Raw genomic sequence first — 23,969 nt, 5'->3', positions numbered from 1 at the left:
GGGTGCCCGGACCCGGCCGGGTCTCCCGTGGACGGGGACCCGGGGCCGGCCTCCCTGTCAACCGGCCCGCGGCCCCCGGGTCACGGGCCGCACGGGTGACGCCCGCCCGCCCGGCGCGCCGCCCTCACAGCGGACGCCGCCGCCGCGCGACCTCACGGACATAGCGTGCGCGCGCCCGGACCGCCGCCGGCCGGGCGGCCACCTCCGCCACCGGCACGTCCCACCACGCCTCGGCCGCCGGCGCGGTCCCGGCCGGGTCCGTCTCGACGTACACGCACGTCGGCCGGTCGGCGGCGCGCGCCGTGCGCAGGGCCGCGCGCAGCTCCGCCACCGTCCTGGCGCGCAGGACGTCCATGCCGAGGCTGGCGGCGTTGGCGGCCAGGTCCACCGGCAGCGGCGCACCGCTGAACGCGCCGTCCGGGGCCCGGCGGCGGTACGCCGTGCCGAACCGTTCGGCGCCCACCGACTCCGACAGGCCGCCGATGGACGCGTACCCGTGGTTCTGGATCAGCACCACCTTGATCGGCAGTTCCTCCTGGACGGCGGTGACGATCTCGGTCGGCATCATCAGATACGTCCCGTCGCCGACCAGCGCCCACACCGGGGCGTCCGGCGCGGCCTGCCGCACCCCGATCGCGGCGGGGATCTCGTAGCCCATGCAGGAGTAGCCGTACTCCACGTGGTACTGGCGGGGCGAGCGGGCCCGCCACAGCTTGTGCAGGTCGCCGGGGAGGGAGCCGGCCGCGTTGATCACCACGTCCGTGTCGTCGACCACCGCGTCCAGCGCGCCCAGCACCTGCGCCTGGGTCGGCACCGCGCTGTCGTCCGGCGCGCGGTACGCCGCCTCGACCACTCGCTCCCAGCGCTCCTTGCCCGCCCGGTACTCGGCCTCGTAGGTGCCGGGCACCCGGTGCCCGGCCAGCGCCCCGGCCAGCGCGGTCAGCCCGGCGCGGGCGTCGCAGACCAGCGTCGCCGCCGCCAGCTTGTGGGCGTCGAACGCGGTGATGTTGAGGTTGACGAAGCGGACGTCCGGGTTCTGGAAGAGGGTGCCGGAGGCCGTGGTGAAGTCGGTGTACCGGGTGCCGACGCCCACGACCAGGTCGGCGGTGCGGGCCAGGTCGTCGGCGACCGCGGTGCCGGTGTGCCCGACCCCGCCCACGTCGGCCGGATGATCGTGGCGCAGCGCGCCCTTGCCGGCCTGGGTGGCGGCGACCGGGACGCCGGTGGCGTCCGCCAGCGCCCTCAGCGCGTCCTCGGCCGCGCTGTGCCGGACGCCGCCGCCGGCCACGATCAGCGGCCGCGCGGCGCGCCGGATCGCGGCGGCGGCCCCGGCGAGTTCGGCCGGGTCGGGAGCGGGCCGCCGTACCCGCCACACCCGCTCGGCGAAGAACCGGGCCGGCCAGTCGAAGGCCTCCGCCTGCACGTCCTGCGGCAGCGCGAGCGTGACCGCGCCGGTCTCGGCCGGATCGGTCAGCACCCGCACCGCGTTGAGCGCGGAGGCGATCAGGGCCTCGGGGCGGGTGATCCGGTCGAAGTAGCGGGAGACCGGCCGCAGCGTGTCGTTGACCGAGACGTCGGCCGCCGAGGGGTGTTCCAGTTGCTGGAGCAGGGGATCGGCGACGTGGCCGGCGAAGTAGTCGCCGGGGAGCAGCAGCACCGGCAGGCGGTTGATCGTGGCCAGCGCCGCGCCCGTGACCAGGTTGGTGGCGCCCGGTCCGATGGAGGTGGTGACCGCCTGGGCGGAGAGCCGGCCGAGCTGCCGGGCGTAGCCGACCGCCGCGTGCACCATCGCCTGCTCGTTGCGGCCCTGGTGGTACGGCATCACGTCCGCGTGGTCGACGAGGGCCTGGCCGAGGCCCGCGACGTTGCCGTGCCCGAAGACGCCCCACATGCCGGCGATCAGCCGGCGCCGCACGCCGTCGCGCTCGGTGTGCTGGGCGGCGAGGAAGCGCACCAGGGCCTGGGCGACGGTCAGCCGGACCGTGGCCGCGCCCGGCTCGTCCGGTCCGCTCTGTCCGCTCGGCCCGCCCGGTTCCTCCGTCCCGCCCGGCTCGTCCGGTCCGCTCGGCTCGGTCATGGTCGGCACCTCTCTGGGATCTCTGGGGTCGGGGAGTTCACCGGGCGGGGGCCGTGTACAGGGGCAGCCGGGGGTCGACGGGCTGGGCGGGCCAGGTGTCGCGGACCCAGGCGTGGTCCGGGTGGTCGCGGATCAGCCAGGCGCGCTCGGGGTCGGGACCCGCCATGACGTTGAGGTAGTACATGTGGTGGCCGGGCACGGCCACCGACGGCCCGTGCCAGCCGTCCGGGATCAGGACGACGTCTCCGCCGCGCACCTCGGCCAGCACGTCCGTGCCCCGCCCCCGCCCCGACGGCGTGACCCGCTGGTAGCCGAGGCCCGGAGCGCCCTGGTGGGCGGCGAACTCGAAGTAGTAGACCTCCTCCAGCACCGACTCCTCGCCCGGGCGGTGCTCGTCGTGCTTGTGCGGCGGGAAGGAGGACCAGTTGCCGCCCGGCGTGAGCACCTCGACCGCGATCAGCTTGTCGCACGCGAACACCCCGGCCGCCGCGAAGTTGTTGACCTGCCGGGAGCAGGCGCCGGCGCCGCGCAGCTCCACCGGCACGCCGGACGCGGGGCCGTGACGGGCGGGCAGCCGCCGGGTGCAGCGGGCGCCGGTGAGCGCGAACCGTCCGCCGCCGGGTGCCGAGAGGGTCGTACGGGCGTCGCGCGGCACGTAGGCGAAGTCGCTCACCCCGTCGAACACGCTGTCGCGGCCGGTGAGACGGAACGCGTCGTGACCGAAGTCGTCGGCCACGCTCACCGTGCAGCCACCGCTCAGCGGGAGCACGATCCACTCGCTGTCGCCGGTGTCGAAGCCGTGCGAACCGCCGGGGGGCAGCTCCAGCACGCGCAGGTGGGCGTGGCCCCAGCCGGCCGACTCGGGAGTGACGGCCACGGCGTAGGGGCCGTGGGCGGCCCGGCCGGCGGGCAGGTGGTACGGGCTGGTCATCGGCTGCCTCCTCGGCGGGCGGGCGGGGTGTCGGGGGCCGTGCTCAGGGCGGGGACGGCGCGGCCGCGGCGGTGGCGCGGGCGAGGAGGGCGTCGACCTCCGCGCCGGTGGGCATCGCGGCCGAGCAGGCGAGGCGGGAGGCGACCAGCGCGCCGGCCGCGTTGGCGTAGCGCATGGTCGCCGTCAGGTCCCAGCCGGACAGCAGCCCGTGGCAGAGCGCGCCGCCGAACGCGTCGCCCGCGCCGAGCCCGTTGACGACCTCCACCGGCACCGGCGGGACCGATGCCCGGGCGCCGTCACGGCGCACCGCCAGCACGCCCTCCGGTCCCTGCTTGACCACGGCCAGCTCCACTCCGGCCGCCAGCAGTGCCCGCGCGCAGGCCTCCGGTTCGCGTTCTCCGGTGGCGACCTCGCACTCGGCGAGGTTGCCGACCGCCACGGTGGCGTACCGCAGCGCCTCGGCGTAGTACGGACGGGCCTGCTCGGCCCCGCCGGGGGGAGCGCCGCCGGAAGTGCCGGCGGCGGGAGTGCCGTCGGCGGGAGCGGTGCCGGCGCCGGTATCGGCGCTGTCCTGGGGCCAGAACATGGGACGCCAGTCGAGGTCGAAGACCGTCGTGCCCGCCCGGGCGCGGGCCCGCAGCGCGGCGAGCGTGGCGGAGCGGCTCGGCTCCTCGCTCAGACCGGTGCCGGTCATCCAGAAGATCCTGGCCGCGCGGATCGCGGCCAGGTCCAGTTCGGCGGCGTGGATCTCCAGGTCGGGGGCCTTGGGGCGGCGGTAGAAGTACAGCGGGAAGTCGTCCGGCGGGAAAATCTCGCAGAAGGTGACCGGGGTCGGCAGGCCGCCGACCGGCGTGACCCAGCGGTCGTCCACGCCGAACTCTTCCAGCGCCTGGTGCAGATAGGCGCCGAAGGGGTCGTCGCCGGTGCGGGTGATCACCGCGGCGGACCGGCCGAGCCGGGCGGCGGCCACGGCCACGTTGGCCGCCGAACCGCCCAGGAACTTCCCGAAGGTCTCCACCCGCGCCAGCGGCACACCGGACTGCAGCGGGTACAGGTCGACCCCGATGCGGCCCATGGTGACCAGGTCGAGGACCCGGGCGGACTCGACTGGCTCGGTCATGCGCGACGCTCCTCGATCGAACCGGGGCGGCGGGGGATCGCGGGGCCGCCGCCTCCCAGGTGTAGGTCCCCAGACGTCCTCCTGTCCATGCCTGGCTTTGTACATACATACGGACCTGAGCGGGGAGGATGTCTTGACGGCGCGCCGGGCCCGCGAGAAGGATGGACCGCTCTTCCCGCCCCGTGCGCCCGCCCCCGCCGTGGCCGCCGCGGCGGCTCTCGGACCCGTACCGGCGCCTTCGGAAGGGAACTGCTGACATGGCCCCCGTCCTCGACCGCATCCGGGTCGGCTCGGCCCCCGACTCCTGGGGCGTCTGGTTCGCCGACGACCCCCGCCAAGTGCCCTGGCGGCGCTTCCTGGACGAGGTCGCCGAGGCCGGCTACTCCTGGATCGAACTCGGCCCCTACGGCTACCTCCCGACCGACCCCGCCCGTCTCACCGACGAGGTCGCCCGGCGGGGCCTCGCGGTCTCGGCGGGCACCGTCTTCACCGCGCTGCACCACGGCCCGGCCGTCTGGGAGTCCACCTGGGCCCAGGTCGCCCGGGTCGCCGCCCTCACCCGGGCGACGGGCGCACGGCACCTGGTCGTCATCCCCTCCTTCTGGCGCGACGACAAGACGGCCGAGATCCTGGAGCCGCCCGAGCTGACCGCCGAGCAGTGGGTCCACCTGACCAAGGGCATGGAACGCCTAGGCCACGAGGTCAAGGAGACCTACGGCCTCGACATCGTCGTCCACCCGCACGCCGACACCCACCTCGATACCGAGGCCCACGTCGAACGCTTCCTCGACTCCACCGACTCCGAACTGGTCAACCTCTGCCTGGACACCGGGCACTATGCCTACTGCGGCGGCGACAGCGTCAAGCTGATCGAGACCTACGGCGAACGGATCGGCTACCTGCACCTCAAGCAGGTCGATCCGGCGGTCCTCGCCGACGTCGTCGCCGACGGGCTGCCGTTCGGGCCGGCGGTCCGGCGCGGGGTGATGTGCGAACCGCCGTCCGGCGTACCGGAGCTGGAACCGGTGCTGGTGGCCGCGCAGCGGCTGGGCGTGGACCTGTTCGCGATCGTCGAGCAGGACATGTACCCGTGCCCCCCGGACCGGCCCCTGCCCATCGCCGTACGCACCCGCCGCTTCCTGCGGTCCTGCGGGGCGTGAGGAGACCGGCCCGCAGGCCGCGGCCCGTGCCGCCGCCCGACGCACACGCGCCACACGTCCGTGACCTCGCCGCGCTACAGTCGGCCCGGTAAGCGAACCGAGCGCCAGTCCCCCGCCGGTGGCCCGGCGGCGCAGTGTCGGACACGCCCGTCGACGGGGAGCCCCATGAGCACACCGCGGGATTTGATGATCGTCGCCCTGGACGTGGCGCCCGGCCGGTTCCTGGACCGCGGCGACCTCTCGCTCGCCCTGGCCGGCGCGGAGGCATACGACCTGCTCCGGGCCGGGGCGGTCCGGCTGGAGGGCGAGCGTCTCGCAGCCCGGACGTGCCCCGAACCGGAGGACCGGCTGCTGGCCGAGGCCGCCGCCGCGCTCGTGCGCGAGGCGCCGGGGGAGTCGCTGCCGGACTGGCTCTGGCGGCGCGGGCGCGGCCTGTGGTCGGCGTATCTGGCCGCGCTGGAGGCGGAGGGGCAGGTCACCTGGGAGCGCAGCCGCTGGCTGCCCTTCCGGGGCGGGCGCACCGTGCTGCGCGACACCGAGGCACGGCGGCGGGCCGGCTTCCGCTGGGCGGCGGACGAACCGGTGCTGGTCGCCCTGGCCGCGGCCGTCGGGATCCGCGACGAACCGACCCCGGCGGAGCCGGCGGTCACCGACGACACGGCCCTCACCGTCCTGGCCGCCGTCCACGACGCGCTGATGGAGTTGGAGGCGGTGCGCCAGCGGCGCGCCATCGAGAACGCGGCGTTCGCGAACGTCTGGCGCGGCGCGTAACCGAAGACGGCCGCACGCCGCGTACCTCGGCGCTCGCCGCGCGCCGCGTACCTCGGCGCTCGCCGCGCACCACCGCGCTCGCCGCGCACCCCGGAGCGCGTCACGCACACCGGGCGCTCGCCGCACGCCCCGGCCGCGCCGCGTACGCCCGGCCGCACCCGACACCCCCGGCCGCGCCGCGTACGTCCGGCTGGACCGGACGCTTCCGGCCGCGCCGCGTACGTCCGGCTGGACCGGACGCTTCCGGCCGCGCCGCGCACGCCCGGCCGCGCGGGGCACCACGGGCCGCACGGGGCACCATCGGCGGCGACGCGCGCCGGGGTGTGCCGGGGTGTGCCGGAGCGCTCCGGGGTGCGCCGGGAACGGTGCGCCGACGTCCCGTCAGAGGTTGATGGCGTACACCTTGCGGAGCGTCTCGTGCACCGTCCACGTCGTGCGGTCGCCCTCGCGCAGCACGGCCATGTCGCCGGGGCCGACGCGCAGCGTGGGGCCGCCGTCGACCTCGATGGTGGCCGATCCGCTCAGCACCACGAACACCTCGTCCGCCTCGGTGTCGGTGACGACCCCGGGGGTGATCTGCCAGATGCCCCGGATCCGGCGGCCGTCCGCCGACTCGTGCACCACCTTGCCGGTCACTTCGGGCGACCCGGAAACGATCTGGTCGGGGTCGAGCGGTTCGGGCACGAGGTCGGCGTCGGGCACATGGAGCGAGAAGCTGTCGGTCATACGCCGACCCTAACGGCGCCCACCGCCCCGCCGGCCTGGACAGAGTGTGCGGGAGCGGGCCGCCCGGACGGACACTTCGTCGCGCGCACGCGGGTGTGCACGGCCGGTCCGGCGCAGGCGTCGAAGTGGCGTCCGCGCCCGGCCCGGGTGATCGTTGACGGGACCGTCTCCGCACGCCACGCCCGCGAGGAGAGCAGCCCATGGCGGACCCCACGGCGGCCGTCCCCGAGGGGGCCGCGCACGACGCCCGCTCCCTCCTGCTGTTCGGCGGGGTCTACGGCGCGGTGGTCGCCAGCGCCATGGTCGCCGCGCTCACCTTCCACGGCCACGACTCCGCCGCCAGCCGCCGCTACGACGCCGCCTGGCTGCTGGTGACGGCGTTCGCCTCCGCCCTCGCGCACGGCTACGCCCACTACATCGCCGACCGCGGCCCGCACCGCCGCGGTCAGGTCCTGCGCGCCCTGGCCGCCGAATGGCCGCTGGTGGCGGCCATGCTGCCCACCGTCCTGCTCCTGGCGGGCGCGGGCTGGCGCTGGTGGCCGGCCGACGGCGTCGAGTACCCGGCCTTCGCGCTCAACGTCGCCCTGCTGTTCGCCCTCGGTCTGCTCTCGGCCCGATGGGCGGGCCGCCGCTGGACGATCGCGCTCGCGACGGGTGCGGGGGACGCCCTGCTGGGACTGTTCGTGGTCGTGGCCAACGCGATCATCAAGTAGCGGCGGCGCGGACGGGACGTACCGGCCAGGTGAACGCGGTGCCGTTGCGGTGGTGCGAGGAGCGGCCTGCGGGGTACCTGTGACGCCGCAGGTGTGATGCGAACTGACGGACTACGGCACCCGGTTGGGCTTCGCCCCGGTCGAGCCGGACCCGTCGCGCGGCACACCGGCCGCGCCGCCGGCCGTCCGAGGGGGACGGCCGGCGGCGCACTGCTCACACGCTGCGCACCCGCAAACTACTTGAGTAACGCAACGATATGGTAAACTGGGACGCATGCCCATTGGATCATCGCCGACCGGCCCCGTCTCGCCCGAGGTGGCCGAGATCGAGCGCGCGCTGACCCGGATCACCTATCTGAGCACCCGGGCCCGGCAGCACGAGAAGCTGATGGGCCTGGCCGGCGTGCCGCTGGACCGCGCGGCCGTGGCGCTGCTGCGTCAGATCGCCGACTCCGAGCCGCAGCGGCCCGGCGAGCTGGCCAACCGCCTCGGCGTCGAGGCATCCCACGTCACCCGGACGGTGCAGCAACTGGAGAAGTCCGGCCACGTCACCCGGGTCCGTGACCCCGACGACCGCCGCGCACAGCGCATCCGGCTCACCGAGGCGGGCCGGGACGCCATCGCCCGCATCCGCGAGGTCGGCGCCCGCGGCATGGAGGTCGCCCTGTCCGGCTGGTCGGCCGAGGAACTGCACCAGCTCGCCACCCTGTTCCACCGCATGGTCGACGACTTCGTCGCGTACGCCAAGGACGTGGACCCCGAGCACGAGGGCGCCGCGGAACCCGCCCCGACCGGCCGCTGAACGACCACCGCACCCGCCCGGCCCGGCGGTGCGCCCGCCGAGCGCGGCCCACGCGGGGGTACTCGTCCGTGTGCGGTAAGGTTTACCTGCGCGTTCACGCGGTTCACCGCCAGGACGCATCGGGACGTGGCGCAGCTTGGTAGCGCACTTGACTGGGGGTCAAGGGGTCGCAGGTTCAAATCCTGTCGTCCCGACTTGTGAAAGTCGCAGTTCAGGGCCGGTTTCGGAGGCATCCGAAACCGGCCCTTGATCGTTTTTGGCCCTTGCGCATACCTCATGCGGTCGGCATGCCGCAGGGATCATGAGGAGTCAGCCCCTACGACACCACGTTTTGAAGGTCAGTGGATACCAGCTCTGGGGGCCGGTGGTCGGTGCACGGATCTCGATCGCAGCGTCGACCGTGGTGAAGATCCAGGAAGAGGACGGATGCGCCCAGCACAACGGTTTCCTGGTCGATGACAGCCCTCGGGCCGCCCGTGGCCCGTTCACGTGGTGGTCGCGCTGGAGGGCACCCCCGGCCATCGAGCGTCCGTGGCCACGTCCGATGATGGCGCAGCGCGATGGTGTGCACCGGCCGGTCGGGGCCGTTACGCACCCCGTCGGCGGAGGTGCCGATGGGAGGGGATGGGAGCGATGTTCCTCAGGGCGGACATGCGGGCTGCTGATGGTTTCGAGGCGTGGAGGCACGCGGTCAGGCAATCCCGGGCGTGCGAAGTGAGCACGGACCGCGAGGACGTCTTCCGGGGCAGCATGCGCCGCTTGCAACTGGGGCCGGTGACGCTGCTGCGATCGTCGTTCTCCGGGTTGCGGATCACGAGCACAGCGGCCATGGCACGCCGGGCGGACCCTGAGGTATACCACGTGACGCTCCTCCTCAAAGGAAGCTTCGCTCTCACGCGAGGTGCGGAACCGACCCAGGTCTTCACGCCGGGACACCTGCACGTCGTCGACGACTCGTCTCCGTTCGACCTGCGCGCGTTCGCGTCCGGCACCGTGCCTCCGAGTGACCAGCGCGTCGACGCCATCGGCCTCGACTTCCCGGTCTCCCTGCTGCCGTGGTCGCCCGACCAGTTGCGTGCGGTGCAGGGGCGTGGCTTCACCGGCGGTGAGGGTGCCGCCGGGGTGCTCGCCGAGCACCTTCTCTCACTGGACCGGCGCGGCCCGGAGCTGGGAGCCGTGGCAGCGCCGCACGTAGGGACGGCCGTTGTCAATCTGGTGGCGGGCTGGCTGGCGCAAGAACTGGCCGCGGAGGGGGCGTTGTCCCAGGAGGCACGGCTCGGCGCGCTGGCGGCCAGTATCCGTGGTTTCATCCAGCGGAACCTGCACGATCCGCAGCTGTCGCCCTCCATGGTGGCGGCCGCGCACCACATCTCGCTCAGCTACCTGCACCGCGTCTTCGGGCAGCAGTCGAAAGGTGAGACGGTGGCCGCGTGGATCCGCGGCCAGCGGCTGGAGAAGGCCCGCCGCGATCTGTCGGATCCGACGTTGCGCGCCCTGCCCGTTCACGCCGTCGCGGCCCGTTGGGGCATTCCCAGAGCCTCCGATTTCAGCCGGTCGTTCCGTGCCGCCTACGGGTTGTCCCCTCTCGAGTACCGGATGCGCGAGCTGCTGAACGCCGGGGGTGGTGGTTAGCGGTGGCGGAGCGGCCGTGTCGGCGACCCAGGCCTGGTCCCGCTGGTGGGGCGTCGCGCGTTGGCTGTGCGTCTCCACTCCCTGCGCGATGCGTCTCCTGCCACTGTGCGAGACGCCGCCTCGCCCGTACGCGCTGTTACGTTTCGGGCGTCGCCGCTGGCGGTCTCGTGTCTCGTTCTTTTGAAGGGCAATCCTTTGACGAAGCGTTCCCTCGCGTGCCTCGGAGTGTTCGTCTCGCTCACGGCCGGTCTGATCACGGCCGGTCCCATGGCGCAGGCCGCGTCCGGCGGCTGCACGGACCGGACGACGTACTACGACAAGGCCGGGTAGGTGCGGCGACCGAGGCGGCGCTCAAGCGCGTGCAGTCGAGCCTGGGACTGACGGCTGACGATGTGTATGGGCCGAACACCCGTGATGCCCTGCAGTGGGCATGGCGGACCTCCGCCGGCAATCAGCGGTGCCTCAAGCTGACGTCGGCGCCTGGACCGCTGACGGACTGATCCTCTCGTGCGCGGCCGCGACCCGCTGGACCGCGCGGAGAACAACCACGCGGATGCCGGGCGCGTTGAGGCGGCCGGCCGCGCGCTGACCTGCCGTCACCACAGGGGAGTGACGGCAGGTCAGCGCGTGCGGCGGGCCTGACGGGGCAGCCCTGCGCCGCGGTTCCCGGTGACGGGGTCGCGGCGTAGGTCGCGCGTGCCCCTCGGCAGATCGACAGCGGAGAAGAGGTCGGACCGGGAGCTCTTCGAATGGGGGATGTGCCGGGGACGCTGCTATCGATGACGCGCGCGGACGCGGAGGAGTCGGTACCGGATCCTCCAACTCCCGAGGCGCGCGGCGGCTTTGACCTGGTGATCGTACGTAATGACCAGGTCAAAGAGAAAGCCGGGTCGGGCCGGTGGTGAAGTGACCGCAGCGCCGCGCCGGACGGTGATACACGTAGTCTTCCCCCGAGACGAAGAAGGTCTGCGGTGTACAAGTGGGCCGTCAGCAGGGGGAGTTCGCATGAGGCACCGTTCCACTTCACTCTCGAAGGGCTTGGGCGCCGCGGCGCTCGGGGCCATGGCTGTCGTCTACGGGAGCGCACTCGTCCCAAGGGACGCGGACGGGGCGCGTTGGGAGGTTCTCGTCCCGTTGGCGGTGAGCGGTCTGCTGGCCGGCTGTTGGGTTCTGGCGGTGCGGAGCGCGCCTCTCGTGACGCGTCTGCCCGCTGTCCCCGCCCGTGCCGGGATACCCGCCGCGCTGGGCTCGATACGGCGCGACGGGGGGCACATCGCGATGGCGTATCTCGTCATCTGGGCCCCGTTCGTCGCCGGTGCGGCGGCTCAGCACGGCTCGGGGTCGTCCCTCGGCGGCCTCTGGTGTGCGCTGACCGCCCTCTTCGCCCTTGTGCTCTCCTGCTACGCCCTCGCGCTGGTCACCTCACGACTGGGCCCCGGACAGAAGGTTCTGCGGGCCGACGCCGCGGCAGGCCGCGTGTACGCGGTGCGGGCCCGGTTCGGCGACGCGGTCCGTGAGCAGTACCGCCGGCCCACCGGCACCGGCACGGGCGACATCAGCACCATCGACTCCTACTATGCCGAGCTGTCGCCCGAGAGCGAGGACGGCGGGCCCGCGGTGCGCCCGACCGTGCGCCTCGCCTCCATGCGTGGCGACAGCTTCCGGATCAACCTCGGCGACAAGCACCTGTCCCACGCCGCCGCCGAACTGGCCGGACACAGCGGATGGCTGTGCTGGCCCAGCCGATGGAAGGACCTCGCGGGCACGGACAAGGATCGCCATGTCGCCGCGGCCTTCGTCACCGACACCGGGCACGTCGTGTGGGGGCACACCCGGCAGGACGACTGGACGACGTGGCTGCGCGGCGAGCTCGCACCCGCACGCGAAACCGACCCCACCCTCTCCGCCGAGGTGCTCTCCTCGCCGTCCCGTTTCCTCCCAGCGGCACACGGCGTCAGCCTGCTCTACGCCGCCGCCGCGGCGCTCCTGACCATCCCCTACCTCGTCGGAGCGGTCCCCTTCGGCGTAGGCATCGGCCTGGGCGCGGCCGCAGGGCTCACAGGTCTCGTCGCCGGCGTACGGATGGCAAACGGCGCCAAGATACTGGACCCGGAGCTGTGGACCACACGCCAGGAATCGCATCCCTCGCTGCGGTAGAGGGGCGAATTGGCACGCCGTGACCCTCGGCCTGCTTCTCGGCGTGTGCGGTCGCGTGGCTCACGGTCCCGTCGTCGCTCACGGCGCCTGGGTATTCGGGCGCGCCGCGTCCCGGCCGCCGAGACCCGCCTGCCGCGGCGCGCCGATGGCCGCGTCCGCGCCGCGTAACTCGGCGGAGCGCCGGGAGCCCCGGGAGGCGACGAGCAGCGCGATCCGGGGGCGGGCGAGCCAGGCCGTGCGCACCCGGCGCGCCGGCGACGCAAGGGTCTCCCGCCGGGCGACCGCCGGCGCGAAGCCGTCCAGGGCCTCCGCCCGCAGCCGCTCCGCCGGCCCGAGCAGGATCTCGTCCTTGCCGCGCACACCCCGCCGGACGTGCCACCCGCCCCGATGCTCAAGCCGTCCCGCCGGACGTGCCACCCGCCCCGATGCCCAAGCCGTCCCGCCGGACCAGACCTCGTCCCTCCTCTTGACGGGGACATCGGGCGGCATGACACTCCAGTAGGGAATCCTAGTGAACAGGTAGGGAATCATGGGGCGCCTTGAGCCGGTCACCGGCCGTGCGAGCCGCAGCCGCACGGCGCGGCCCGCGTCCCCCCGCACCTCCCCCCTCCTCACCTCCCGCCGCCACATCGACCTGCAGCGCGTCTGCAGCGCCATCGGCCCGCTGGGCTGAGCGCGGGGGGCCGCCCGCCCCGCCGCCGCGGCCGTCACGACTTCGTCATCGCTTCCGCAGCGCGCGCTCCGGCGCGCCCGTACCCGGGGAGACCCATGTCCGTCACACCGCAGGCCGCCGCCCACCCCGCCACCCGGCCCGCCGTCGCCTTCCGGGGCCGCATCGGCCGCGACCGGCGCAGCGGCCACTACGCCGTGCCGCGCCGCTACCGCCTCCACCTGTCCACCGCCTGCCCGCAGGGGCTGGCCATCGCCGTCACGCACAGCCTCCTGAGCATCGGCGACACCTGTCCGGTGACCTTCCTGCCCGCCGTCCCCGACTGTCCCGACGGCCACGCGGCGCTGCGTCCGCTGTACGAGGCGAGCGCGCACCACTACCAGGGGCCGGCCCTCGCGCCGGTGCTCAGCGACGACTGGTCCGGACGGATCGTCAGCACCCACGCCCCCGACATCATGCGCGACCTGGACGAGCACTTCGGCGACGGCCGGGCCGCGCTGTACCCGCGTGCCGCCGAGGCCGCGCTCCGGGACGTGGAGCGGCTGTGCGCGCGGGACATCGACGAGGCCGCCCAGCGGGCCGGCCGGGCCGACGCCGAACCGGAGGAGCGCGCCGAGGCACTGGAGACGCTGCTCGCCGCACTGGGCGAACTGGACCGCCGGCTCACCGGCCACGACCATGTGATGGGCGATCAACTCAGCGTCGCAGACGTGGTGTTGTGGGTCGCGCTGGTGCAGCTCGACACCGTGCACCGCCACCACCTCGACGCCCACGCCGTGCACCGCGTCGCCGACCACCCGGCCCTGTGGGCGCACGCCCGCCGGCTCACCGCGCACCCCGCCTTCGGCGCCCACCTCGACCTCGACGGCATCGCCCGCCGGCACCACGCCGGCTGCCGGGGCCTGGAGGCCGCCGGCTCGGCCGTCCAGATCCTGGACTGGGCCGCCCACGCCGACGGCGCCCGACCCGCCCACCGGCCCTGATCGTCTCATTCGGCGTTCCACTGGATGGACAAGCGTTGACTTCCATGAGGGCGCCTGACTTACTTACGCCCAGAACGGTCATGAGCGTCAGCGACAAGCCCTGGCTCGCTGACCGGCAACCCTCGCGCCGCGGTGGGGTGCCCCAGGTGACGACCGGACCGGACGACGTTTCGGTAAGCGCGAAGGCCCCACGGGGCCGGAACGGTGACAGGTGACGGACATGTACGCAGCTCCCCGGACGGCGACCCGCCGCCCCCTGGGCTGCGTACCCCCGGCCGCGCAACTCCTCGTCGCCAACCGCGCCGTCGACCTGCTCCGGGTCAACAGCGCCCTGTGTACGGCGTCCGGCCGCAGCCGGGGCTGACGACCCACCGCAGCCCCCGGCTCCCCGACGAACACCGCCCGAGCGGTGTGCCGTTGTCCGCCCAGCTCCCGGTCCCGTACGTCCTTCGCGTGCCGCCCCGTCCGCAGAACGGCTCCCCGTCCTCGCGGTCACGAGGGCCGCCGCGCCCACGGCGGGTCCCGGGTCCCCGACTCCGCTGGAGCCGCCATGAGTGAACCTCCGGGGACCGTCGCGTCCCTCGACACCGCAGCCAAGACCCCCGAGACCCCCGCCCCGTCCTCCGACGGACCCGCCGACGCCGCACCCGGCGCCGGAGCCGCCGAGGCCCGGACCGCCGAGGCCGCGAGAACCGCCCCGCCGTCGCAGACCCAGCGCGTACAGCCGCTGCGCCGCCCCGGCCGGTGGATCGCCAGCGCCGTCGTGCTGGTGCTGGCCGCCCAGTTCGTGCACGGCCTGGCGACCAACGAGTTCTACCAATGGGACCGCTTCGCCTACTGGTTCACCCGCCCGACCATCCTGGACGGCCTCGTCATCACCCTGGAGGTCACCGCCCTCAGCGCCGTACTGGGCCTGCTCGGCGGCATCCTGCTCGCCCTGGCCCGGCTCTCCCGCAGCCCCGTCCTGCGCGCGGCCGGCTGGCTCTACGTGTGGGCGTTCCGGTCCATCCCGCTGATCGTCGTCCTGATCTTCCTCTACAACTTCTCCGCGCTCTACCAGACGCTCAGCGTCGGCATCCCCTTCGGCCCGGCCTTCTTCCGCTTCGACGAGTCACGCCTGGCCACCGACATGGCCATCGCCGTCGTCGGACTCAGCCTCAACGAGGCCGCCTACGCCGCCGAGGTCGTGCGCGGCGGCGTCCTCTCCGTCGACCAGGGCCAGCACGAGGCCGCCGCCGCGCTCGGCCTGCCCCGCGGCTACCGCTTCACCCGCATCGTCCTGCCGCAGGCCCTGCGCTCCATCGTGCCCAACTACGTCAACCAGCTCATCGGCCTGGTCAAGAGCACCTCGCTCGTCTTCTACGTCTCACTGCTCGACCTGTTCGGCGCCGCCCAGACCATGGGCGCCACCTACCCCGGCGACATCGTGCCGCTGCTGCTGGTGGTCACCGTCTGGTACCTGATCCTCACCAGCCTCTTCTCCGTCGTCCAGTACTACGTCGAGCGGTACTACGCCCGCGGCGCCACCCGGGCGCTGCCGCCCACCCCCCTTCAGAGACTGCGCGGCGCCCTCACCACGGCGCGCGCCCGCCTGCACAGCGAGGCCGCGATATGAGCACCCCACTCGACACCCCTGGCACCCCCGTCCCCGGCGCGCAGAGCGCCGCCCCGGCCGCCGTCGAGGTGCACGGCGTGCACAAGTGGTACGGCGCCCACCACGTGCTGGACGGCATCGACCTGACGATCCGGCCCGGCGAGGTCACCGTGATCCTCGGCCCCTCCGGCTCCGGCAAGTCCACCCTGCTGCGGGTCATCAACCACCTGGAGAAGCCCGAGGCCGGCCACGTCAGCGTGGGCGGCGAGCCCATCGGCGTACGCCGTCACGGCAAGGGGCTGAAGGAGCTGAGCGAGCGGGCCATCCTCGCCCAGCGCAGCCGCATCGGCTTCGTCTTCCAGAACTTCAACCTCTTCCCGCACCTGACCGCCCTGGACAACGTCGCCGCCGCGCCCGTCGCCACCGGCCGCCTCAGCCGCGGCGCGGCCCGGGAACTCGCCCGCGAGCTGCTCGACCGCGTCGGTCTCGGCGACCGAGCCGGCGCCTACCCGAGGCAGCTGTCCGGCGGCCAGCAGCAGCGCGTGGCCATCGCCCGCGCCCTCGCGCTGCGCCCCGGCGTGATCCTGTTCGACGAGCCGACCTCCGCCCTCGACCCCGAACTCGTCGGCGAGGTGCTGTCCGTCATCAAGGACCTGGCGGCCGGCGGCACCACCCTCGTCATCGTCACGCACGAGATCGGCTTCGCCCGCGAGGTCGCCGACCGGATCGTCTTCCTCGACGGCGGCCGCGTCGTCGAACAGGGCCCGCCCGCCCAGGTGCTGGACAACCCGAGCCACCCGCGCACCCGGGACTTCCTGAGCAAGGTCCTCTGACCCCCCTCCGCACTTCCCGCACCCACCGCCCCACCGCGGCCCGCCGGGTCCGCGCCCCCCCACGCCCCACCGCCACACCCGACAAGGACAGCCATGCCCACCTCCCGCCTCCCCGGCCGGTTCCCGCGCCACCTCACCGCCGTCGCCGCCGTCGCCTCCCTGGCCCTCTCCCTCGCCGCCTGCGGCGGTGACAGCGACGCGGCCACCACCGCGGGCAGCGCGGCGGACGGCACGGTCACCGTGGGCCGGCTGTCCAACGGGGCCGCGCGGCAGACCACGTTGAAGGTCTCCGAGGTCAAGGCCCTCAACGCCGAACTGCCCGCCGCGATACGCAAGAGAGGCAAGCTCGTCATCGGCGTCAGCGCGCTGCCCTCCGGCTCGCCGCCGCTGGCGTACGTGGGCAGCGACCAGAAGACCCTGACCGGCTCCGAGGCCGACCTCGGCCGGCTGGTCGCCGCCGTCCTCGGCCTCGAACCCGAACTGCGCAACTCCACCTGGGAGAACCTCTTCGTCGGCGTCGACAGCGGCAAGGTCGATGTCGCCTTCTCCAACGTCACCGACACCGAGGAGCGCAAGAAGAAGTACGAGTTCGCCTCCTACCGCAAGGACAACCTCGGCTTCGAGGTGCCCAGGAAGAGCACCTGGAACTTCGGCGGCGACTACGAGAAGCTCGCCGGCCGCACCGTCGCCGTCGGCTCGGGCACCAACCAGGAGAAGATCCTGCTGGAGTGGCAGGCCAAGCTCGCCAAGGAGGGCAAGAAGCTCACCGTCAAGCGCTACCCGGACCTGAACAGCACCTATCTGGCCCTGGCCGGCGGCAGGATCGACATCTACTTCGGCCCCAACCCCGACATCGCCTACCACACCCGGCAAGTCGCCGCCACGCCGCGCGCCACCCGCACGGCCGGCGAGTTCTCCGGCGCCGGCGCCTCGCTCCAGGGCCTGATCGCCGCCACCGCCAAGAAGGACAGCAAGCTGGCCAAGCCGGTCGCCGACGCCCTCAACCACCTGATCGACAACGGGCAGTACGCCAAGTGGCTGGCCGCCTGGAACCTCTCCGACGAGGCCGTCGCCAAGTCCGAGGTCAACCCGCCCGGCCTGCCGCTCGACAACTCCTGACCCCGGCGTGCGCGTCCCCGGCCCCGCCACGGCCGGGGACGCGCCGCCCCGCCGCGCCCGGCCCGCGCCACCCGAAGCGGCCGGGCCGGCGCCCCCGTACGGACCCGAAGGAAGGAACAACCCACCCGTGTCCTCGAACCCTTCCGCGCATCTCCACCTCGCCGTGGCCCTCGACGGCGCCGGCTGGCACCCCGCCGCCTGGCGGGAGGCCGTCTCGCGCCCCCGCGAGCTGTTCACCGCCGGGTACTGGGCCGACCTGGTCACCGAGGCCGAGCGCGGCCTGCTCGACTTCGTGACCTTCGAGGATGGCCTCGGCCTCCAGTCCTCGCACCCCTTCGCACCCGACGAGCGCACCGACCAGGTCCGCGGCCGCCTCGACGCCGTCCTGACCGCCGCCCGCGTCGCCCCGCTGACCCGGCACATCGGCCTGGTGCCGACCGTCGTCGCCACCCACACCGAGCCCTTCCACATCTCCAAGGCGATCGCCACCCTCGACTACGTCAGCTCCGGCCGCGCCGGAGTGCGGGTGCGGGTCGACGCCCGCCCGGACGAGGCCGCGCACTTCGGCCGCCGCACCGTCGCGCACATCGACCCGGACGACCTGCCCGCGGCCCGGGAGACGGTGACCGAGCTGTTCGAGGAGGCCGCCGACTACGTGGAGGTCGTCCGCCGGCTGTGGGACAGCTGGGAGGACGACGCCGAGATCCGCGACGTGGCCACCGGCCGCTTCATCGACCGCGGCAAACTCCACTACATCGACTTCGAGGGCCGCCACTTCCACGTCAAGGGCCCCTCCATCACCCCCCGCCCGCCGCAGGGCCAGCCGCCCGTCAGCGCCCTGGCCCACGACACCGTTCCCTACCGGCTGGTGGCGCGGCAGGCCGACATCGGCTACGTCACCCCGCGGGACGCCGACGAGGCCCGCTCGATCGTCGCCGAGATCCGCGCCGGGCAGGAGACGGCGGGCCGGGCGGGTGAGCCGCTGCACGTCTTCGGCGACCTCGTCGTCCTCCTCGACCAGGACGCCGCCGCGGCGCGGGCCCGCCTCGACCGGCTGGACGAGCTGGCCGGCGAGCCGTACACCGGCGACGCCCCCGTCTTCACCGGCACGGCCGCACAACTGGCCGACCGGCTTCAAGAGTTCGCGGCGGCCGGACTGACCGGGTTCAGGCTGCGGCCGGCCGTCGCCGGGCACGACCTGCCGGCCGTCACCCGCGACCTGGTGCCCGAACTCCAGCGCCGCGGCGCCTTCCGCCGGGCCTACGAGGCCGACACCCTGCGCGGCCTGCTGGGCCTGGCCCGCCCCGCCAACCGCTACGCCGCCACCGTCTGAGCCGCAGGAGAGCCACCACCATGAGCAAGCCGCTCAAGCAGATCCACCTGGCCGCCCACTTCCCCGGCGTCAACAACACCACGGTGTGGAGCGACCCAGCCGCCGGCAGCCACATCGAGTTCGCCTCCTTCGCCCACTTCGCGCGCACCGCCGAACGCGCCAAGTTCGACTTCCTGTTCCTCGCCGAGGGCCTGCGCCTGCGCGAACAGGGCGGCCAGATATACGACCTGGACGTGGTCGGCCGCCCCGACACCTTCACGGTCCTGGCCGCCCTGGCCGCCGTCACCGACCGCCTCGGCCTGACCGGCACCATCAACTCCACCTTCAACGAGCCCTACGAGGTGGCCCGCCAGTTCGCCAGCCTCGACCACCTCTCCGGCGGCCGCTCCGCCTGGAACGTCGTCACCTCCTGGGACGCCTTCACCGGCGAGAACTTCCGGCGCGGCGGCTTCCTGCCGCAGGAGGAGCGCTACGCGCGCGCCAAGGAGTTCCTGGCCACCGCGCACGAACTCTTCGACTCCTGGCACGGCGACGAGATCGTCGCCGACCCCGTCACCGGCACCTTCCTGCGCGACGCCAAGGCCGGCGCGTTCGTCCACCAGGGGCCCCAGTTCGACATCCACGGCCGGTTCGACGTCCCGCGCTCGCCGCAGGGCCGGCCGGTGATCTTCCAGGCCGGCGACTCCGAGGAGGGCCGCGAGTTCGCCGCGGCCGGCGCCGACGCCATCTTCAGCCGCTACGCCTCCTGGGACGACGGCCGCGCCTTCTACGACGACGTCAAGAAGCGCCTGGCCAAGTACGGCCGCGGAAAAGACCAGTTGCTCATCCTGCCCGCCGCGACCTTCGTCCTCGGCGACACCGACGCCGAGGCCGAGGAACTCGCGGGCCAGGTGCGCCGGCAGCAGGTCAGCGGCGCCACCGCGATCAAGCACCTGGAGTTCGTCTGGAACCGGGACCTGTCCTCGTACGACCCGGAGGGCCCGCTGCCCGACATCGACCCGGACACCGGCGAGGACCACATCGCGCGCGGCCGCGCCCAGGTCCGCATGTACCGGGACCGGCTGGCCACCGCCCGCGAGTGGCGCGAACTGGCCGCCGCCCACCACTGGTCCATCCGCGACCTGGTCATCCACACCGGCAACCGGCAGACCTTCGTCGGCTCGCCCGCCACCGTCGCCAGGACCATCAACGAGTTCGTCCAGGGCGATGTCTCCGACGGGTTCATCCTCGTCCCGCACATCACCCCCGGCGGCCTCGACCCGTTCGCCGACAAGGTCGTCCCGCTCCTCCAGGAACAGGGCGTCTTCCGCACCGACTACGAGGGCACGACCCTGCGCGACCACCTCGGACTCGCCCACCCGGACGAGGCGGACCAGCGGCGGGTGGCGTCGTGAAGTTCCTCGCCATCACCCTGATCGTGCACCGCCCGGACCCCGTCACGGGCGTCCTCAAGTCCACCCACGACCGCTTCCGGGAAGTCCTCGACAACGCGGTGCTCGCCGAGGAACTCGGCTTCGACGGCTTCGGCGTGGGGGAGCGGCACGAGCGGCCCTTCCTCTCCTCCTCGCCGACCGTGGTGCTCAGCCACATCGCCGCCCTCACCCGGCGCATCCGGCTGTTCACCGCCGTCACCACCCTCAGCCTGCTGGACCCGGTCCGCGCCTACGAGGACTACGCGACCCTCGACCACCTCTCCGGCGGACGCCTCGACCTGATCATCGGCAAGGGCAACGGCACCGCCCAGCGCGACCTGTTCCACGTCACGCCCGAGGACCAGTGGGAGCGCAACGCCGAGAGCTACGAGGTGTTCCGGCGGCTGTGGCGGCAGGACAAGGTCACCGCCAAGACCCGCTTCCGGCCCGAACTGACCGACGCCGAGGTCTGGCCCCGCCCCCACCAGCAGCCCGTCCGGGTCTGGCACGGCAGCGCCACCAGCAAGGAGAGCGTCGACCTCGCCGCCCGCTACGGCGACCCGCTGTTCTCCGCGAACGTCACCCATCCCATCGAGCCCTACGCCGAGCTGATCCGCCACTACCGCGAGCGCTGGGAGCACTACGGCCACGATCCGGCCGCCGTCGCCGTCGGCGCGGGCTCGGCGGGCCTCTACGTCGCCCGCACCTCCCAGGAGGCCCTGAAGGACTACCGGCCCGTCTTCGAGAGCTCCCTGGCCTTCCAGCGCGCCAACGGCCTGCCCGTCGTCTTCGAGACCCTGGAGGACTTCGCGGAACGCAGCTCGGCGCTGATCGGCAGCCCGCAGCAGGTGATCGAGAAGGTGCACCGCTACCACGAGGAGTTCGGCCACACCGTGCAGCACGTGCAGGCGGACGCGAGCGGACTGACCGACGCCCGGCACCGGGACTCGCTGGAGCGGTTCCAGAGCGAGGTCGCGCCCGCCCTGCGCACCGCGATCCCCGACCCGCCGTTCGCCTGGGGCCCGGTGCTCGCCGGCCCCCAGGTCCCCGCGGGCGAGCCCGCGTCCCTGTCCGCCGCCGTCCGCTGAGGAGCCTCGCGATGTCCTTCCGCACCCCTCTCGGCATCCTCGACCTGGTGCCGATACCGTCCGGCGCCACGGCCGGCGACGCCCTGCGCAACTCCATCGACCTCGCCCGGCAGGCCGAACGCCTCGGCTACGCCCGCCACTGGTTCGCCGAGCACCACCTCAACCCGGGCGTGGCCGGCACCTCGCCCGCGGTCCTGGTCGCGCTGACCGCCGCCGCCACCTCCACCATCCGGCTCGGCTCCGGCGCCGTACAGCTCGGCCACCGCACCGCGCTCTCCGCGGTCGAGGAGTTCGGCCTGATCGACGCGCTGCACCCGGGCCGCCTCGACCTGGGACTCGGCCGCTCGGGCGGCCGCCCGGCCGGGCGGCAGGAGGCCCCGGCGACCGCCACCCCGGTCGTCGACGGCCGCGCCCCCAACGGCCTGCTCATCCCGCCCCCGTTCTCCTTCGAACGCCTCCTCGCCTCACCCCGGATCGCCCTCCAGCGCGCACTGCTCCAGCTGCCGGGCGCCGAGTCCCCGGACTACGCCGGACAGATCGACGACCTGCTCGCCCTGCTCGCGGGCGGCTACCGCTCCCCGGAGGGCGTCGAGGCGCACGCCGTCCCCGGCGAGGGCGCCGAAGTCGAGGTGTGGATCCTGGGCAGCAGCGGCGGGCAGAGCGCGCGGGTCGCGGGCCGCCGCGGCCTGCGCTTCGCCGCCAACTACCACGTCAGCCCGGCCGGCGTCCTGGAGGCGGTGGACGGCTACCGCGCACACTTCCGGCCCTCCGACCACCTCGACAAGCCCTACGTCAGCGTCTCGGCCGACGTGGTCGTCGCCGAGGACGACGCGACGGCCCGGGAACTGGCCACCGGCTACGCGCTGTGGGTGCGCAGCATCCGCACCGCCGAGGGCGCCATCCCGTTCCCGACGCCCGAGGAGGCGCGCGCCCACCGGTGGAGCCAGGAGGACCGGGAGCTGGTCAAGGACCGCGTCGACACCCAGTTCGTGGGCTCCCCGGGCCGCGTCGCCGACCAGCTGGAGCAACTGCGCGACGCGACCGGCGCCGACGAACTCCTCATCACCACCATCACCCACGACCACGCCTCCCGGGTGCGGTCCTACGAACTCCTGGCCAAGGAGTGGCGGCAGCGGTGACGGACCCCCGGGCGGGCCGCGATCCGGCGTTCGCGCCCGCCCGGGCGCCGGGGCACGGGAGCGCCGGCGGACGGTTCAGGCCGCGCCGAAGGCCGTGAAGGCCCAGCCCGTCGCCCGGTGCGTCGCGTCGTCCGGCAGCGCGGCCCGGGCGTCGCGCAGCGCCTCGGCCAGCGACCGCCCCGCGGCGATCCCCCGGTGCAGGGCCAGCATCAGCGGCACCACCGCCGCGTCGTTGACCGGCGCGCTGCACGCCACCACCCCGGCCGTGCCCAGCGGCAGCAACGCCGTGACCAGACCGAGGAGTTCGTCCGCGCCCACCGACGCGAACCGGGCGGTGTCGCAGCAGGACAGGATGAGCCGGTACGGGCTGCGGGCCAGGCGCTCGAAGTCGTGCACGATCAGCGGACCGTCCGCCATGCCCAGCGACGAGAACAGCGGACTGTCCGCGCGGAAGACGCCGTGCGCCGCGATGTGCGCGAGCGCCGCCCCGTCCAGCTCCCGCAGCACCCGCGCGGCATGAGCGCGCTCTCCCTCCAGGACGACCGGGGCGCCGTACCGGCCGGCCAGCTCCGGCACCTCCGCGCCGCCGGTCGCCAGCCCCGGGCCGCGCACCAGCACCCGGCGCCCCGAGGGCGGCGGTTCGGTCTCCCGGGCCCGCAGCCAGCTGCTCGCCGACGGCGACACGCTCAGCACCCGCTCCCGCAGCGACGGCAGCAGCGCCCACGGCACCCGGTGCAGCGAACCCGGCGGCACCACCACGACCGGCCCGTCGCCCAACTCCCGTACCGCCGGCCCGAGCAGCAGCTCCTCCAGCCGCCGGCCCGCCGCCTCCACCAGCGGCAGCCGGGCCGCCGCACCCGGATGCGCCAGCCGCCGCAGCCCCGCCTGCACGTGCTCGGCCTCCAGCACCGCGTCGGCCAGCCGCCCGGCCGTGAACCGCCGCACCCGCCCCCGCCCGCACACCAGCACCTGCACCCGCCCCTCCAGCACGGCGAGTTCGACCAGCCGGGATTCGCCGAGCCGGTCCAGCAGCCGGCCCGGCTCGAACCGGTCGCCGCCGCCCGGCGCGGCCCCGTCCAGCCGCAGCGTGCGCGAGCGGATCTCCCGCTCAAGACGCCGCTGTTCGCGCTCCAGCGCCACCACCGGCGGCCCGTCCCGGCGGGCGGCCTCCGCACGGGCGGCGATCTCCCGGAACGCCGTCAGCGCGCTCAGCAGCGCGGGATCGGCCGGCGGCCGGGCGGGCGGCGCGGACAGCACCGTCGCCCGCCACCGCTCGCTCCACACCAGCAGCCGCCGCGGCCGGCCCGAGGCGACCGCCGCCTCCTGCGCCAGCGCCGCCAGCTCGGCGCCCTGCGCGGCCGCCCGGGCCCGCAGCTCCGAGGCGCCCAGCGTCATCCGGTGCTCGTCCAGCACGTCCAGACCGCGCCGGCACGCCTGAAGCACCCCCCGGCCCGAGCCCGCCGCCCGCGCCCGCAGCGCCTGCGCCGCCCAGCCCGTCGTGCGGGCCAGCGGCGGCCCGCCGTGCCGGCTGCGGGCGGCCTCGGCCAGATGCCGTTCCGCCTGCGCGGGCCGGCCCAGCGCGAGCGCGATCCGGCCCGCGAGCAACGCCGCCTCCGGCGCGGCCGGCGACCCGAACGCGGCCAGCTCCTCGGCCAGGGCGGCGACCAGGGCGATCAGCCGCCCCGAACGGCGCCCGGCTGCGGCCCGCG

Annotated in this window: 24 protein-coding genes, 1 tRNA gene and 1 riboswitch; of the genes, 19 read left to right on the top strand and 6 right to left on the bottom strand. The window is 74.2% G+C overall.

Annotation, left to right across the window (positions count from 1 at the left end):
* Positions 1 to 124: 124 nt before the first annotated feature.
* The 3 genes from iolD to iolC are packed head-to-tail and all read right to left on the bottom strand — an operon-like array spanning position 125 to position 4,128.
* Positions 125 to 2,077 (bottom strand): 3D-(3,5/4)-trihydroxycyclohexane-1,2-dione acylhydrolase (decyclizing), encoded by a 1,953-nt coding sequence (iolD, locus tag ABEB07_RS11070; protein WP_345668109.1) that lies wholly within the window; start codon positions 2,075 to 2,077, stop codon positions 125 to 127.
* 37 nt (positions 2,078 to 2,114) lie between these two features.
* Entirely contained in the window at positions 2,115 to 3,008 is an 894-nt protein-coding gene (gene iolB, locus ABEB07_RS11065) for a 5-deoxy-glucuronate isomerase (RefSeq protein ID WP_345668108.1), read from the bottom strand.
* 43 nt (positions 3,009 to 3,051) lie between these two features.
* On the bottom strand, positions 3,052 to 4,128 hold the full coding sequence (gene iolC / locus ABEB07_RS11060; RefSeq protein ID WP_345668107.1) for a 5-dehydro-2-deoxygluconokinase: 1,077 nt from the start codon (positions 4,126 to 4,128) through the stop codon (positions 3,052 to 3,054).
* A 257-nt stretch (positions 4,129 to 4,385) separates the two neighbouring features.
* On the opposite strand from iolC, the gene ABEB07_RS11055 reads away from it, so the two are divergent.
* Entirely contained in the window at positions 4,386 to 5,288 is a 903-nt protein-coding gene (locus ABEB07_RS11055; RefSeq protein WP_176151345.1) for a sugar phosphate isomerase/epimerase family protein, read from the top strand.
* 165 nt (positions 5,289 to 5,453) lie between these two features.
* Positions 5,454 to 6,059: a GOLPH3/VPS74 family protein gene (locus tag ABEB07_RS11050; protein WP_176151346.1), complete on the top strand. Its 606-nt coding sequence runs from the start codon at positions 5,454 to 5,456 to the stop codon at positions 6,057 to 6,059.
* Between the two features lie 381 nt (positions 6,060 to 6,440).
* Here the strand turns inward: ABEB07_RS11050 and ABEB07_RS11045 are convergent, their stop codons facing one another.
* Positions 6,441 to 6,785: a cupin domain-containing protein gene (locus ABEB07_RS11045; RefSeq protein WP_164583298.1), complete on the bottom strand. Its 345-nt coding sequence runs from the start codon at positions 6,783 to 6,785 to the stop codon at positions 6,441 to 6,443.
* Between the two features lie 200 nt (positions 6,786 to 6,985).
* Between ABEB07_RS11045 and ABEB07_RS11040 the strand changes: the two genes are divergently transcribed.
* The 7 genes from ABEB07_RS11040 (at position 6,986) to ABEB07_RS11010 (ending at position 12,089) form a co-directional block, all read left to right on the top strand.
* Complete coding sequence (locus ABEB07_RS11040) at positions 6,986 to 7,498, top strand: hypothetical protein (RefSeq protein ID WP_164583297.1); 513 nt, start codon at positions 6,986 to 6,988, stop codon at positions 7,496 to 7,498.
* A gap of 274 nt (positions 7,499 to 7,772) precedes the next feature.
* Positions 7,773 to 8,300: a MarR family winged helix-turn-helix transcriptional regulator gene (locus ABEB07_RS11035; RefSeq protein WP_164583296.1), complete on the top strand. Its 528-nt coding sequence runs from the start codon at positions 7,773 to 7,775 to the stop codon at positions 8,298 to 8,300.
* 120 nt (positions 8,301 to 8,420) lie between these two features.
* A tRNA-Pro gene (locus ABEB07_RS11030) sits at positions 8,421 to 8,494 on the top strand.
* A gap of 430 nt (positions 8,495 to 8,924) precedes the next feature.
* Positions 8,925 to 9,932 carry an AraC family transcriptional regulator gene (locus tag ABEB07_RS11025; RefSeq protein WP_345668106.1) on the top strand — a complete coding sequence of 336 codons (1,008 nt, stop codon included), beginning with the start codon at positions 8,925 to 8,927 and terminating at the stop codon, positions 9,930 to 9,932.
* 195 nt (positions 9,933 to 10,127) lie between these two features.
* Positions 10,128 to 10,262, top strand: coding sequence for a hypothetical protein (locus ABEB07_RS11020; protein WP_345668105.1), 135 nt, complete (start codon positions 10,128 to 10,130; stop codon positions 10,260 to 10,262).
* Positions 10,263 to 10,291: 29 nt separating this feature from the next.
* Positions 10,292 to 10,432, top strand: a complete 141-nt coding sequence (locus tag ABEB07_RS11015; protein WP_345668104.1) for a hypothetical protein — start codon at positions 10,292 to 10,294, stop codon at positions 10,430 to 10,432.
* A 694-nt stretch (positions 10,433 to 11,126) separates the two neighbouring features.
* Positions 11,127 to 12,089: a hypothetical protein gene (locus ABEB07_RS11010; RefSeq protein WP_345668103.1), complete on the top strand. Its 963-nt coding sequence runs from the start codon at positions 11,127 to 11,129 to the stop codon at positions 12,087 to 12,089.
* Between the two features lie 78 nt (positions 12,090 to 12,167).
* Here ABEB07_RS11010 and ABEB07_RS11005 read toward each other — a convergent pair whose 3' ends face one another.
* Positions 12,168 to 12,449: a hypothetical protein gene (locus ABEB07_RS11005; RefSeq protein WP_345668102.1), complete on the bottom strand. Its 282-nt coding sequence runs from the start codon at positions 12,447 to 12,449 to the stop codon at positions 12,168 to 12,170.
* A 169-nt stretch (positions 12,450 to 12,618) separates the two neighbouring features.
* Here ABEB07_RS11005 and ABEB07_RS11000 point away from each other — a divergent pair, with 169 nt between their 5' ends.
* The 10 genes from ABEB07_RS11000 (at position 12,619) to ABEB07_RS10955 (ending at position 22,260) form a co-directional block, all read left to right on the top strand.
* Positions 12,619 to 12,762, top strand: a complete 144-nt coding sequence (locus ABEB07_RS11000) for a putative leader peptide (protein WP_176151358.1) — start codon at positions 12,619 to 12,621, stop codon at positions 12,760 to 12,762.
* Between the two features lie 95 nt (positions 12,763 to 12,857).
* Positions 12,858 to 13,742, top strand: a complete 885-nt coding sequence (locus ABEB07_RS10995; RefSeq protein WP_345668101.1) for a glutathione S-transferase C-terminal domain-containing protein — start codon at positions 12,858 to 12,860, stop codon at positions 13,740 to 13,742.
* Between the two features lie 76 nt (positions 13,743 to 13,818).
* Positions 13,819 to 13,928, top strand: a riboswitch (SAM riboswitch).
* A 34-nt stretch (positions 13,929 to 13,962) separates the two neighbouring features.
* Positions 13,963 to 14,106, top strand: a complete 144-nt coding sequence (locus tag ABEB07_RS10990) for a hypothetical protein (RefSeq protein ID WP_176151360.1) — start codon at positions 13,963 to 13,965, stop codon at positions 14,104 to 14,106.
* A 186-nt stretch (positions 14,107 to 14,292) separates the two neighbouring features.
* The gene (locus ABEB07_RS10985) at positions 14,293 to 15,357 is read left to right on the top strand and encodes an amino acid ABC transporter permease (protein WP_345668099.1); all 1,065 of its coding nucleotides are present in this window, start codon (positions 14,293 to 14,295) and stop codon (positions 15,355 to 15,357) included.
* The gene (locus ABEB07_RS10980) at positions 15,354 to 16,169 is read left to right on the top strand and encodes an amino acid ABC transporter ATP-binding protein (RefSeq protein ID WP_345668098.1); all 816 of its coding nucleotides are present in this window, start codon (positions 15,354 to 15,356) and stop codon (positions 16,167 to 16,169) included. The genes ABEB07_RS10985 and ABEB07_RS10980 overlap by 4 nt, the downstream gene beginning before the upstream one ends.
* Before the next feature lie 93 nt (positions 16,170 to 16,262).
* Positions 16,263 to 17,288, top strand: coding sequence for an ABC transporter substrate-binding protein (locus ABEB07_RS10975; RefSeq protein ID WP_345668097.1), 1,026 nt, complete (start codon positions 16,263 to 16,265; stop codon positions 17,286 to 17,288).
* Between the two features lie 127 nt (positions 17,289 to 17,415).
* Positions 17,416 to 18,621 (top strand): LLM class flavin-dependent oxidoreductase, encoded by a 1,206-nt coding sequence (locus ABEB07_RS10970; RefSeq protein WP_164587742.1) that lies wholly within the window; start codon positions 17,416 to 17,418, stop codon positions 18,619 to 18,621.
* A gap of 20 nt (positions 18,622 to 18,641) precedes the next feature.
* Positions 18,642 to 20,015 (top strand): NtaA/DmoA family FMN-dependent monooxygenase, encoded by a 1,374-nt coding sequence (locus tag ABEB07_RS10965; RefSeq protein ID WP_345668096.1) that lies wholly within the window; start codon positions 18,642 to 18,644, stop codon positions 20,013 to 20,015.
* Entirely contained in the window at positions 20,012 to 21,121 is a 1,110-nt protein-coding gene (locus tag ABEB07_RS10960) for an LLM class flavin-dependent oxidoreductase (protein ID WP_345668095.1), read from the top strand. Before ABEB07_RS10965 ends, ABEB07_RS10960 begins: the two co-directional genes overlap by 4 nt.
* Before the next feature lie 11 nt (positions 21,122 to 21,132).
* The gene (locus ABEB07_RS10955) at positions 21,133 to 22,260 is read left to right on the top strand and encodes an MsnO8 family LLM class oxidoreductase (protein WP_345668094.1); all 1,128 of its coding nucleotides are present in this window, start codon (positions 21,133 to 21,135) and stop codon (positions 22,258 to 22,260) included.
* 75 nt (positions 22,261 to 22,335) lie between these two features.
* Here the strand turns inward: ABEB07_RS10955 and ABEB07_RS10950 are convergent.
* On the bottom strand, positions 22,336 to 23,969 hold a 1,634-nt coding region (locus tag ABEB07_RS10950), incomplete at its 5' end, for a CHAT domain-containing protein (RefSeq protein WP_345668093.1).

This window comes from Streptomyces similanensis (assembly GCF_039543625.1).
Classification (GTDB): domain Bacteria; phylum Actinomycetota; class Actinomycetes; order Streptomycetales; family Streptomycetaceae; genus Streptomyces; species Streptomyces similanensis.
The sequence above is the reverse complement of the archived record's forward strand: the minus strand, read 5'-3'. Positions and strand labels throughout refer to the sequence as shown.